The sequence below is a fragment of the Elusimicrobiaceae bacterium genome (assembly GCA_028700325.1).
GTDB lineage: Bacteria > Elusimicrobiota > Elusimicrobia > Elusimicrobiales > Elusimicrobiaceae > JAQVSV01.
The window spans coordinates 1-10820 of the sequence record JAQVSV010000068.1 but is presented as its reverse complement, the minus strand read 5'-3'; the positions used below and the strand labels follow the sequence as shown (position 1 = coordinate 10820).

At 56.9% G+C, this 10820-nt stretch carries 10 protein-coding genes; 7 read left to right on the top strand and 3 right to left on the bottom strand.

All coding sequences use genetic code 11. The annotated features are described in order from the left end of the window. Positions 1 to 981 precede the first annotated feature (981 nt). The 3 genes from glyS to recO all read right to left on the bottom strand — a co-directional run bounded on the left by glyS (position 982) and on the right by recO (position 5242). Positions 982 to 3117: a glycine--tRNA ligase subunit beta gene (glyS, locus tag PHW69_08265; GenBank protein ID MDD4005179.1), complete on the bottom strand. Its 2136-nt coding sequence runs from the start codon at positions 3115 to 3117 to the stop codon at positions 982 to 984. A gap of 33 nt (positions 3118 to 3150) precedes the next feature. Then, complete coding sequence (locus tag PHW69_08260) at positions 3151 to 4026, bottom strand: glycine--tRNA ligase subunit alpha (GenBank protein MDD4005178.1); 876 nt, start codon at positions 4024 to 4026, stop codon at positions 3151 to 3153. Positions 4027 to 4582: 556 nt separating this feature from the next. After that, the gene (recO, locus tag PHW69_08255) at positions 4583 to 5242 is read right to left on the bottom strand and encodes a DNA repair protein RecO (protein ID MDD4005177.1); all 660 of its coding nucleotides are present in this window, start codon (positions 5240 to 5242) and stop codon (positions 4583 to 4585) included. Positions 5243 to 5369: 127 nt separating this feature from the next. Between recO and rpmH the strand changes: the two genes are divergently transcribed. The 7 genes from rpmH to PHW69_08220 form a co-directional block, all read left to right on the top strand. Then, positions 5370 to 5510 (top strand): 50S ribosomal protein L34, encoded by a 141-nt coding sequence (gene rpmH / locus PHW69_08250; GenBank protein MDD4005176.1) that lies wholly within the window; start codon positions 5370 to 5372, stop codon positions 5508 to 5510. Beyond that, complete coding sequence (gene rnpA, locus PHW69_08245; GenBank protein ID MDD4005175.1) at positions 5507 to 5860, top strand: ribonuclease P protein component; 354 nt, start codon at positions 5507 to 5509, stop codon at positions 5858 to 5860. Before rpmH ends, rnpA begins: the two co-directional genes overlap by 4 nt. Beyond that, on the top strand, positions 5833 to 6084 hold the full coding sequence (yidD, locus tag PHW69_08240) for a membrane protein insertion efficiency factor YidD (protein ID MDD4005174.1): 252 nt from the start codon (positions 5833 to 5835) through the stop codon (positions 6082 to 6084). The genes rnpA and yidD overlap by 28 nt, the downstream gene beginning before the upstream one ends. A gap of 107 nt (positions 6085 to 6191) precedes the next feature. Next, positions 6192 to 7757: a membrane protein insertase YidC gene (gene yidC / locus PHW69_08235; protein MDD4005173.1), complete on the top strand. Its 1566-nt coding sequence runs from the start codon at positions 6192 to 6194 to the stop codon at positions 7755 to 7757. A 40-nt stretch (positions 7758 to 7797) separates the two neighbouring features. Continuing rightward, complete coding sequence (locus PHW69_08230) at positions 7798 to 8940, top strand: Jag N-terminal domain-containing protein (GenBank protein ID MDD4005172.1); 1143 nt, start codon at positions 7798 to 7800, stop codon at positions 8938 to 8940. Between the two features lie 120 nt (positions 8941 to 9060). After that, on the top strand, positions 9061 to 10458 hold the full coding sequence (mnmE, locus tag PHW69_08225; GenBank protein MDD4005171.1) for a tRNA uridine-5-carboxymethylaminomethyl(34) synthesis GTPase MnmE: 1398 nt from the start codon (positions 9061 to 9063) through the stop codon (positions 10456 to 10458). A gap of 12 nt (positions 10459 to 10470) precedes the next feature. Next, on the top strand, positions 10471 to 10820 hold a 350-nt coding region (locus tag PHW69_08220), incomplete at its 3' end, for a hypothetical protein (GenBank protein ID MDD4005170.1).

Sequence of the window (10820 nt, the reverse complement as noted above, 5' to 3'; positions counted from 1 at the left end):
CTGCCAGAGCAACTTGCGCCTTAAATTCCGCACTGTATGTTTTCCGCTGCATAATATCCTCCGTACGATTATAGTATGCAGCACTTTCTTATCTTATTCAACTGTCCAAATTTATCAGACCATTATAGTTTCAGGAAAAATGGATTTTGGCGGCAAATCCCACAATGCAGAAAACCATCTGCTTAATGTAATTCGGCTGACATTTTGCACTAAACAGATTTCAGATAAACTGACATTTCCGGTTAACCATTTAAGAAATAATTCGGTTCGATATTTCAAAGAAACATCATCGCGTTTAAGACTACTGGTTTGGGAACACTTTGGACATTTCCAGCGTTGTTTTCCCGCTGAAGTATGGCCCCAACGATGAAGCATTGCCTGACAGGTTTTGCAGTGTTTTTTCATTAAGTTAAGGTATAAAACCTTAACTTAAAGGGGTTTGTCGACGAGAAACCCCCTTAAAAACCCACACGAAATGTTACTTAACTCAAATACCGTCAGTGCCGAAATATACTATTTTAAGGAACGAAAATTTGGATTTCATGTCCCGATTCAAATCGCATTTTATTATCCTGACGGCATCGCTCACTCTCATGCTCGGTGGCATACTCACAAACAGATATACATGGTCCCTATCGTGGTTTTGCTCCGAAATCTGAATCAATAGGTAATGTTCGCCTATCTCTTTAATCCGTTCCTTGAAATACGCGTATATTCCGTCATTAAATTTTTTCTTCCGGGATCTGGTCGGCAACACCAAATGGTATCGGCAGTTATAAACGGAGTGATTCAGGCGGGTCATTTTCCATTTTTCTATGCCAGCAGAAAATGGAAGATGTGCATCCCCCGGCTTGGGTCATGCCATGCCGGCAATCATCAGGCCGTGCCGGCCGGCACCGGGTTTTTGTGAGCGGAATTTATAAAAAACGCCCCGCCGCAGCGGCGGGGCGTTTTTCAGGCGCGCGCAAAGCCGCGAAAAGATTACTGCAGTTTTTCCAGATCCGCCACCGAACTCAGCAGCATATACAGCTCATTAAGCAGCGCGAGCCGGTTATTGCGGACGGTTTCATCTCTGGCGATCACCATAACATCGTCGAAGAATTTGTCCACGAACGGCTTGAGCGTGACCATTTCCCGCAGGACCGCCTCAAAACCGTCCGCCGTCGGCGCGCCGGCACCCGATACGAAGGGCCGCATCGCGCCTTTTACGGTGACCAGCCGGGCGTAGAGTTCCTTTTCGGCTGTTTCCTCGGCGGAAAAAAGCGACTCGTCCACCCCGCCCCCAGCCCCGCGCCCGTTCTTTTTAAGAATATTGCCGACCCGCTTGAAAGACACCGCTATGGCCTCAAAATCCGGATCCTTGCGGACATTCGCCAGCGCCACAAGCCGGTGATAAATCTCGCTGAAAGACATGCCGCGCACGGCGTTGCCATGCTCGTCGTACTGGGCGGCGAAAACCGCGCGGATTTCGTCGAACCGGAAACCTTTTTCCTCAAAAAGGGTTTCGGCGCGCTGGCGCATGAACTCCTCCAGCTGGGCCCGCACGGCCGCAAAATCCTGATCGGGGCCGTTGTAATCGGCCCGCACCAGCTCGAATGCCTTTTCCAGCAACTGCGACACCGAAACGGGCACATTCTTTTCCAGCAGTATGCGCGCCGCGCCGAATGCCTGCCGGCGCAGGGCATGAGGATCTTCGCTGCCGGTGGGAATCATGCCCGACGCGAACGCCGCGGCGAGCGTGTCAATCTTTCCGGCGAGCGAAACCACCGCGCCCTCCAGCGTCATCGGCAGGCTGGACTTGGCGGTCAGCGGATAGTAAAACTCCCGCACCGACATCGCCGCGCCGCTCTCGCCCGACGCGTGCAGATATTCGCCGCCCATATAGCCCTGCAGTTCGGGAAACTCGCCGACAACCCCGCAGGTGAGATCGGCATAAGCGTAGCGGGCGGCCACACGCACCGAGTCCTGATCCAGTGTCACGCCGGAGCCGGCGCTGCCGGCTATCCACAGCGCGAGTTTTTCCGTCCGGGCGGATTTTTTGAGCATGCTGCCCACCCGCTCATGGAACAGCACTTCGGACAGCTTGTTCCGGAACGCCTCGAGCGGTTTTTTCCGGTCGTTGTCGAAAAAGAATACGGCATCCGACAAACGCGCCGTCATCACCGCTTCATAGCCGGTGCGGACTTCGGCGGAATTATCGCTCACGCCGTCGCGCACGGCTATGAACGAGGGCATCAGCTCGCCGGAGTCGTTAAGCACGGGGAAAAATTTAAGCTGTTTTTTCAGCACCGTGGTCACCAGTTCCTGCGGCAGGCGCAAAAATTCTTTGGCGAGCGTGCCCGCCACGGGCACCGGGTTTTCCGTCATGTTGACCGTTTCGGACACAAGCGCCTCGTCCAGCTCCACGCGGCTTTCCAGCATCTGCGACGTGCGCGAAAGCGCGTTTAACAACGCCATTTTCCGCTCGGTCCAGTCCGCCAGCACCAGCCCGCCGCGCAGCTGCGCGACATAGCTTTCCGGCTCGGTTATCGAAAGCGCGCCGCCGCCCAGCGCCCACAAGGCCATCGTCTTGCGGCCGGATTTCACGCCCGCCGTTTCAAACGGGACAACCTTTGGCCCGTACAGCGCGCAGATGCTGCGGATCGGGCGGGCGAACGGAAACCGCAGATCCTCCCAGATCATGTTTTTCGGAAACTCCAGACCTTTGATAACAGCGGGAAATACCCGCGAAAGAATTTTTACGGCAGGCTCGCTCTTTATCATTTTGCGAACCGCCAGATGCATACTGCCGCCCTTTTCAAGAGTCAGCAGTTTGTCGGGCGCAACGCCGTTTTTCCGGGCGAAGCCGTCGGCCTGTCTGGTATAGTTGCCGGACTCATCCTTAAGCAGTCTGGCGGGCGGGCCGAACAGCGTTTCCGACATCGGCTCGCTTTTCTCCTCCAGCGCCGTGATATAAACCGTCAGCCGCCGGAAAGTGGCGTAGGTTTTTACGCCTTTATGGACAAGCCGCTCCCCGTCCAGCAGTTTCACGGTCAGCGTTTCCAGCTGCTGCAGAGCGGGCGCGATAAACCGCGCGGGCATGTTTTCGGTTCCGATTTCAAGCAAAGCGTCTTTCATGGTTTTGGACTCCTGATATTTTGCGCGGAAGAATCAGCGGGCCTGCGCGGGTTCCGGTTTGGCGGACGGCTCTTTCGCCTCGACATAAACAGCGGCGCACCGCTTGGCCAGCGCGCGCACGCGGCCGATCAGGCGGGTCCGGTCGGTCACCGAAATCGCGCCGCGCGCGTCAAGCAGATTGAAATAATGCGAACACTTCATCGCTGCGTCATAAGCCGGCAGGTAAAGGCCTTTTTCCGCGAGGCTGTGGCATTCCGCCTCGTAATCCGCGAAATAACGCCGCAGATTCTCCACATTGGCCTCGCTGAAACTGTAATGCGAAAACTGCCGTTCCTGCTCATGAAAAAGCTCGCCGTAGGTCACCGTGTCGTTCCACTGCAGATCGTAAACGTTGTTTTTCTTCTGGGTGTACATCGCCAGCCGCTCAAGCCCGTAGGTTATTTCGGCGGTTATGGGATACAGAGAAAAACCCGCCATATTCTGAAAATAGGTGAACTGGGTGATTTCCATGCCGTCAAGCCAGATTTCCCAGCCGACGCCGGACGCGCCAAGCGTGGGCGACTCCCAGTCATCCTCGATCCAGCGCACGTCGTGCTGTCTGGGGTCAAGCCCGATGGCGCGCAGCGAACCCAGATATTTTTTCTGGATATCGGCCGGAGCCGGCTTTATGATCACCTGGTACTGGTAATACTTGCCCAGCCGGTTGGGATTGTCGCCATACCTGCCGTCGGCGGGCCGCCGGCACGGCTCCACATACGCGGCGCGCAGCGGTTTTGAAGTGAGCGAACCGAAAAAAGTTTCCGGGTTGAACGTGCCCGCTCCCTTTTCCAGATCGTAAGGCTGGATCAGCACGCAGCCCTCGCTTTTCCAATAGTTTTCAAGCCTGGCTATCATGTCCTGAAAATTCATAGTCGTCCCCTGTGAATATTATCATAATTAAACCATATAACGACGCTCCGCCGCAAAACCGCTGCCGGCGCGGCTGGCCCGGCAGAGCAGAAACGCGCAACGCTAGTCCCTGCCGGATCCGGCGGGGACTAGCATCTCCTGCATAATACGGATGCCGCACTGACCGGCTGCCCTTTACAGCGCACAAGCGCGCAAAACCGAAAACGTACCGGCACGCCGCAAAAAATCAGTTCCCGCTCACGAACCGGACTGCGCTTGCCGGGCCGGCGCGGCAGGCCGGAGGAACGTTTGAAGCGGCTTATGCTTCGCGGCGCCATTCTTTTCTTAAAGGTCAATGTATGTCCGGAACTGTTTTGCTCTCCGCTGTTACGCTAATGCCTATTCAGGTGTCCCGGCGGATCATGACGATTGCGTGAAGGAAAAGGTAAACGGCATGACGGTTATCGCGTGCCGGGGAACCGGCACCCAGTGTCCGGGCATGCGGATCTGGCGGCCCGCCGCAATCCCGTGCATAACGGCCGCGAGTACGGCGCGGCGCCGCGAAGCGGCGGCGTGATTACAGCGAAAGGTTCTGCGCGTAACGGGGATTTTCAAATGCTTCCGCCGTGCGGATGCCCTGCGGAAAAGTTCTGGCGATGAACCGGGAAATGACGTACTCCGATTTAAGCAGCTCTTCCTTCTCGGCAGGCGAAGCAAAGTCAAGCGCGGCGAAATCGGCTTCATGCAGCCGGTCCCAGAACTGCCGTGAAATACCAAGCACCGGGTCCGACAGTCCGAACCCGGCCAGCCGCATCAGCCTGAACGTAAACGCCGCGCGGGTAGAGGGAACCGGTTCATTCGTTTCAAGAAACTCCAGCACGTTGACAAGCAGAAAAAATTTATCCTCGTTAATCTGCAGTTCCGGCGTCATGCGGTACATCAGTTCGCAAAAATGAAGGGCGAGCCGGGTTTTGCGCGCGTCGCGCCGCAACTTCGGAAACACGCTGTTTATTTTCCCGCCGGTCGCCACGCCGGAACAGGAACCGGCCCGCATATAAATACGGATATCGGAGCACACAAACGGTTCGGTTATGGCTTTTAACCGCGCCAGAGGCCGGTTTACGCCCGGAAACCGCAGGTTCATGCGCCCGCGCGAGCGGGTGTAAACCGAAACTATCCGGTCAGCTTCGCGGATATCGCGTTTGACAAGCACTACGGCGGAGTCGGAAAAATTCATACGGGATCAGTTTAAATAAGCAGAACCAACTGTCTGTATTGTAGCATTTCAGGCCGGCCCGAAAACCCGCGTTCCGCAAAACAGAATCTTCCATTTTTATCCGGCAATTTACTATAATATAACAACTATGCTACCTACATACAGACCAAACAGACGCAAAAGAGCAAAAAAAATCGGCTTCAGAGCCAGAATGAAAACCGCCGGCGGCCGCAGAGTGCTTAGCAAACGACGCGCCAAAGGACGGCACGAGCTGATTCCCCAGTTGTGAAGCCGGAAGGTTTTCCGCGCAGCGCAAAACTGAAACTTAAAGACGAGTTTCAGGCAGTGCTGGAAACGGGCGGCAAAACCGCCACCCGTGATTTCGTGATGTGGTGGAAAACCGGCTCCCCGGCGGCAACGCCGAGGCTGGGCATAATGGTATCGAAAAAGGCCGGCGGCGCCGTAAGGCGGAACCGCCTCAAAAGGCTTGTAAGGGAGGTTTTCAGGCTCAACCGGCAATCCATCCGCGCGGACGCGGAACTTGTTCTGTATCCGCGTCCCGGCAACAAGCTGGACGGATATGGTTCGGCCTGCGAATCCATACGGGCAATATGGCAAAAAGCGGGATTGGCGCAATAACTGCGGCCGGCATCGCAGCCGCCTTGCTCAAAGGGCTGGTCAAATCGTTTTCGCTGTTGCGCCCGCTGCTGGGCGGACGGGCGTGCAGATTTGTCCCTACTTGCACGCAATACGCGTTAACCGCGCTGGACAGGCACGGGCCTGTTAAAGGCTCGTATCTGGCCGTGAGGCGTGTGCTGAGGTGCCATCCGTTCAATCCGGGTGGCTGGGATCCGGTCCCTTAAACGGGCGCGGCGCTAAAAACCTCCCTTAATATCTTTCGCGGCGTTTTGAAGGCTGCCGCGAACCCGGCGACAGGGCCGGACACTAATTCAATAAAGGATTTGCATTCATGAATAAAAACCTCGTTCTGGCGTTTACATTATCTTTCGCGGTATATGCCGGCTGGCTTTATTGGGTGGAAAAGAAATACCCCAACGCGCACAAAAAACCCGCCGTCACCGCGCCGGCCCAGGCGGGAGCGAACGGAAAACCGCAGATCTCGCCCGTTGCCGCGCCCGCGGCAAAAAACGCCCCTGTCAAACAGGTTCAGCCGGTTTCGCAGGAACAGCAGGACATGCCGGTAGCCTACACCAGCGGCAAAGCCGATTTTGAATTCAGCCACTACGGCGCGGCGATAAAAAGCTGCCGCTACCGCGGGCCGGTGAACACGGCTCAGCTGATCCCGAATTCCAATCCGGGTTTTTTCGCCACGATGCCGGGCGTATATTTCAATCTGGCCGGACAGGAAAACAACCGCTTCAGATTTGAAGCCGCGCTCGCACAGGGCGTCGGCATGACAAAAACCTACGCTTTCAGCGAGGAAGGGCTGGGCGAACTGGAGATTTCGATTTCCAATTCGCTCAAAACCGCCGTCGAAGTGCCGGACTGGGGCATAAATTTCGGCCCCGGCATCGGCACCGTCGAAAGCGAGGAAAAGGAAAACACCAAACTGTGGCAAACCGCCTGCGCCATTCACCGCGAAGGCAAAAAACACGCCGTTGTTGAAAACATCAAGTCGGAAGAAAAAACCCCGAAGGAACCGTGGGTCTGGGCCGGCATCGAAAACCGGTATTTTCTCGCCGCGCTTATACCGCAGCAGTGGCCGTACCACAGCATAAAGTTTTCCGAACAGAAAATAGAAAACACGAAAACCCCTTCAATCGAGGTCACCGCGCCCGCGATGGTCATTAACCCCGGCGAAACGAAAAGCTGGAAATTTTCGTTCTACTTCGGGCCGAAAGACTACCGCAAACTGCAGCTGCTGGGGCACGAGCTGGACCGCTCGGTTGAATTCGGGTTTTTCACAACACTCGGTAAGCTGGCCATGAAGGTGCTGTATTTCAATCACGGCTTCACGGGCAACTACGGCTGGTCAATAGTAATACTCACGCTGCTGGTTCAGCTGATTCTTATGCCGTTCACCATCAAGAGCAACAAATCAATGATGGAAATGAAGAAGATTCAGCCGGAACTTCAGAAACTGCAGGAAAAATACAAAAAAGACCCCCAGCGCCTCAACATGGAAATGCTTGAACTGTACAAAAAGCACAAAGTGAACCCGCTGGGCGGCTGCCTGCCGATGCTGTTTCAGATACCGGTGTTTTTCGCGCTGTTCACGGCGCTAAGAAACTCATGGGACCTGCACGGCGCGCCGTGGATTTTCTGGATCCACGACATGTCCGCGAAGGATCCCTTCTATGTGCTGCCCCTGATAATGGGTGCGCTGATGTTCTTCCAGCAGAAAATGACTATGGCTAACGACAATAATCCCCAAATGGCCGTACTTAAATGGATGCCCGTCATTTTCACTTTTATGTTCCTGACTTTTCCGTCAGGTCTTGTGCTGTACTGGACCACCAGCAGCATCGTCAGCTTCATCCAGCAGATATGGCTTAAAAAAACGATGAGCGCCTGACAAAATGACCGGGACAGCCGTTACGGAGGATGTAAAACGAATGTCCAAAGAATACAAGTTTGAAGGGAAAAACGTGCAGGTGGCGATTGAAAGCGGGCTCGCCCAGCTGGGCTTGCGGCGGGATCAGGTAGAAGTGGCTGTTATCGCGGAAGGCACCAGCGGATTTCTGGGGCTGGGCGCGAAACCGGCGATAATAAAAATCACCGAACGCATCTGGAAAACAGCGGAAGCGCCGCAGCAGATAACCGACTCGAAACGCCGCCGCAACCGCGGCGGACGCGCTGCGGAAGACCCGAAACCGGCCGCAGCGGCGGGTTCCAGTTCCGCGCAGAAAGCGCAGAAACAGCCGCAGATCAAACGCCGGTCGGCCCAGGTCAAAACGGTGCAGGTGCCGCTGAAAGGCAGAAAAGACGCCGCGGACAAGATTGAAAAATCTTGCGCCGAACCGGCGGCTCCGCTTGCCGAAAAACCGCTGGAGCCGGCGATCTTTGAAGATGAAATGCCGAAACAGGAACAGCAGGCCGGATTTGACTTTCCGGAGCAACCTGCCGCCCAACCGGCCGGGCAGGAACCGCCCGCCGGCCTGACGCCGCAGCAGCACACTCAGACGGCCGGAATCGCGGACGTTCCATCCGAACCGGACGAAACGGCGGTTCAGCCCGCGCAGCGGAAAACGGAACCCGAACCGGATACGGCGGCGGCCGCGCTGCCGCCGGAGCTGGAACCGGCCGCGAAGCTCGCGCAGGAAACTGTTTCGGAACTACTGGACAGGATGGGTGTTGCCGCTTCCGGCTTCGCCACCGGCTGGGATCCGATTCTGCAGCGTATCCTGCTGTCGTTTGACTGCGACAGCCCTGCCATGCTGATCGGGCGGGACGGGCAGACTCTTCAGTCGCTTCAATATCTCGTTACGCTCATAGTGAACCGCCGGACAGGCGGAACCGCCAATATCGCGCTTGATACCGGCGAATACCGCAAGCAGCAGGAAGACAGGATCGCCGAAGAAGTGAAACGCGGCGTCAATATCGTGCGGGCGCGCGGCGAGATGTACCGCCTGCCTTCGATGGACGCGGCGCACCGCCGTTTTGTGCACAAGATGCTGGAAAACAGTCCCGACGTTGAAACTTTCAGCGAAGGCGAGCATAAGTGGCGAAAAGTGGTATTGCGCCCAAGAAAATCATAAAGCGAAGATGAACGGACGGCGGGGTTAACAGCTCCGCCGTTTGTTTATGAAGACATACGGAATATTTTCCGCGCCATGGCGGGCTGAAAGGCGCTTTGTGCCGGTAATGAAATCATTTATATGGATAAGACGCTTGCTCTGGTAAACCGAAACGATACCATCGCAGCCGCCGCAACCGGTCCGGCGGGCGGGGCGGTGGCGCTTGTCCGACTGTCCGGCCCGCAGGCAGTAACAATAGCGGGCAGGTTTCTGCGCGGCAAACAGGGCGCGGAATTTCCGCCGGCGCCCAGAACCGCCGTGTTGATGCGTGTGCAGGAGGGGGAGGAACTGCTGGACAGGGCCGTTGTGGTTTTTTTCCGCGCGCCAGCCAGCTACACCGGCGACGACGTGTTTGAAATCTCCTGCCACGGCTCGCCCTACATAACCGCGCGGGTGCTGGGCGCGGCGCTAAAAAACGGCGCGCGCGCGGCGGAACCCGGCGAATTTTCCATGCGCGCCTTTTTAAACGGCAAGCTGGATCTGGCGCAGGCGGAGGGGCTCTGCGACCTGATTCTTTCAAAAAACGCCGCGGCGCATAAAGCGGCGCTGAGCATGACCGAAGGAAAGGTGTCGGACGGCTTCAAGACGATAAAAGACGATATTGTCGCGCTGCTGGCCGAAACCGAAGCCCGGATAGACGACGCCGACGACGAGATCCCGCCGCTTGACCGGTTCATGGCCGGAAATCTTTTTAACGCGGCCCGCGCGCGGACCAAACGGCTCGCCGGCACTTTCGAGCTGGGCAAACTGATGAAAAACGGCATTGCCGTGGCGATAGCAGGCGCGCCCAACGCGGGCAAATCCAGCCTGTTAAACGCGCTCGCCGGCTGTGACCGCGCGATTGTAGCGCCCACGCCCGGCACCACACGCGACACCATCGAACAGAGCGTTGATCTTGAAGGCTTCCGGCTTATTCTCACCGATACCGCCGGCCTGCGCTCGCACGCGCTCGATCCCGCCGAACTGGAAGGCATGCGCAGGACGGAAGCCGCGATAAAAAAAGCTGATTTCGCAATTATCGTGTGTTCGGCGGAAACCGGCTTTACCGAAACCGACAGGACGGTGCTTAAACTTGTGTCGGACGCGGGGAAACCTTTTATTGTCGCGCTCAATAAAACCGATCTGGCGGATACGGAAAACGCCGCTGCAAAACTGGCGGGCGCGGAAACGGTGTGCATTTCCTGCAAAACACTTGCGGGAATAGAAGCGCTGAAGTCGGCGCTGATAAAGACACTGCCGCTGGACGACCTCGACGAGAATTCCGCCGTGGTCACTTCCGCGCGGCATTACGCTTGCCTGCTGGCCGCCGAAACGGAGCTGGCCCGGGCGGAAACGCTCCTGCTGGCGGACCCGGCTCCTTTCGAGCTTGCCGCGGTGCACCTGAACGCGGCGCTGCGCGAGCTGGAGGGCGCGGTGGGCGACACCGCCGCCGATGAAATTCTGGGGGCTGTATTCAGCCGCTTCTGCGTGGGGAAATAGCCCGGAGAGCCGATGCTAAAACTTACCGCCGAACTTTTCAAGGACCTGCTGGCCCGCCCGCGCGGAGCCTATGTGGCCATTTGCCGCAGTCCGCGCGCGCTGTATTCGGCGCTGGCAATCTTTCTGGCGAGCCTGCTTGCGGAAGCGGCGCTGCTGCTGTTTCTGCCGCCCGGCTTTATTCCCGATACCGGCGCGGAAAAGGCGACAGCGGCGCATATTCTGGTTCAACTGGGCATGGAAGTGCTTTCAGTGGCGGCGATAACGTTTTTTCTCGCGCTGTTCGGCTCGCTGGCGCGTAAATTCAAGGGCGTGAAGTTCATGCTGATGGCGCTGGGCGGACTGCTGGTGCCGATGATCGCGGT

Bases quoted from the DNA above. Each gene is read 5' to 3' on its own strand.
- glyS (MDD4005179.1), bottom strand. From the start codon at position 3,117: ATGAAAGACGCTTTGCTTGAAATCGGAACCGAAAACATGCCCGCGCGG.
- PHW69_08260 (MDD4005178.1), bottom strand. From the start codon at position 4,026: ATGAATTTTCAGGACATGATAGCCAGGCTTGAAAACTATTGGAAAAGC.
- recO (MDD4005177.1), bottom strand. From the start codon at position 5,242: ATGAATTTTTCCGACTCCGCCGTAGTGCTTGTCAAACGCGATATCCGC.
- rpmH (MDD4005176.1), top strand. From the start codon at position 5,370: ATGCTACCTACATACAGACCAAACAGACGCAAAAGAGCAAAAAAAATC.
- yidD (MDD4005174.1), top strand. From the start codon at position 5,833: ATGGCAAAAAGCGGGATTGGCGCAATAACTGCGGCCGGCATCGCAGCC.
- yidC (MDD4005173.1), top strand. From the start codon at position 6,192: ATGAATAAAAACCTCGTTCTGGCGTTTACATTATCTTTCGCGGTATAT.
- PHW69_08230 (MDD4005172.1), top strand. From the start codon at position 7,798: ATGTCCAAAGAATACAAGTTTGAAGGGAAAAACGTGCAGGTGGCGATT.
- mnmE (MDD4005171.1), top strand. From the start codon at position 9,061: ATGGATAAGACGCTTGCTCTGGTAAACCGAAACGATACCATCGCAGCC.